Source organism: Halobaculum sp. EA56 (assembly GCF_051195075.1).
In the GTDB taxonomy this organism is placed as follows: domain Archaea; phylum Halobacteriota; class Halobacteria; order Halobacteriales; family Haloferacaceae; genus Halobaculum.
Genome location: NZ_JBNTJX010000105.1, coordinates 1 through 1032 on the forward strand (window position 1 = coordinate 1; position 1032 = coordinate 1032).

Sequence of the window (1032 nt, forward strand, 5' to 3'; positions counted from 1 at the left end):
GTGTCCTCGGAGGCGTTGAACGTCTCCGAGCCGTTGTTCACGTGCGCCTCGGCGACGAGGACCTGGCTGCGCGAGAGCGCCGGCGAGATCGAGACCGTGACGTTCTCGTGGGTGCCGGTGCCGAGGTACTCGGAGTGGCCGATCACGCCGCCGGAGGAGTTGTAGACGACGACGAAGCCGCCCTCGGGGAGCGTCACGGACGAGACGGTGACCTCCTCGGTGGCGACCTGGTCGTCGAACGTGACGTCGGCGGTCGCGTTGGCCGTCTGTGCGGTCGCGGTGCCGGCGGCGAGGCCGCCCGCGAGGGCGACCGCGCCGACCAGCACGGAGAGCAGTACGAGCGCGGGGATCGTGGTTCGTGTGTTCATCGTAGAGCCGCTCGCGGCGGGTCGACGCCGGAGCTATCCGTCGGTTCCGTAGTCTCGCTGAAGAATCCGTCGCTCCCGAATGTGGGGGGATTCCACGCGGCGCGGGGACCGGTCACACGACCCGGCGGAGGCGCGCGGGGCGACTCGCCGGACGGCGGACTTTTCACCGCGGCCCGGCCCCCTCCGGTATGCTCGTCTGCTACGCCTGCGGCCGACGCCGCGAATCGGGTCAGCGGTGCGAGTGCGGGGAGCCGCTGTGGGTCGAGACGGACCCCGCCGGCGTCGAGTGGCCCGACCGCGACGGCGTGTGGGCGTTCGCCGACCTCCTCCCGGTCGACCCGCCGCGGGCGGGCCTCGCGGCCGCCGCCGGGGCGACGCCGCTCGTCAGGGCGCCGGGGCTCGACGTCGACGGCGCCCGCGTCCACGTGAAACTGGAGGGGACGAACCCCACGGGCTCGTTCAAGGACCGCGGGAGCGCCGTCGGCGTCGCCGCGGCGGCCGCGGACGGCGCCGACGCCGTCGGCACGGTCTCCCACGGCAACATGGCCGCCTCGATGGCCGCCCACGCCGCGAGCGCGGGCCTCGAGTGCGTCGTGCTCGTGCCCGCCGACATCTCCGACTCCCGGCTCGACCGCATCGCGTCGTACGGCCCGCGGATCGTCCG

The 1032-nt window shown here is 74.1% G+C and carries 2 protein-coding genes; one reads left to right on the forward strand and one right to left on the reverse strand.

All coding sequences use genetic code 11. From position 1 onward, the window contains the following. The coding region (locus ACQUQ1_RS22380) for a DUF7282 domain-containing protein (RefSeq protein WP_435066383.1) at positions 1-368 on the reverse strand (368 nt) is incomplete at its 3' end. Between the two features lie 188 nt (positions 369-556). On the opposite strand from ACQUQ1_RS22380, the gene ACQUQ1_RS22385 reads away from it, so the two are divergent. Further along, positions 557-1032 (forward strand): pyridoxal-phosphate dependent enzyme (locus ACQUQ1_RS22385; RefSeq protein ID WP_435066384.1); only part of this gene is annotated, 476 nt, incomplete at its 3' end.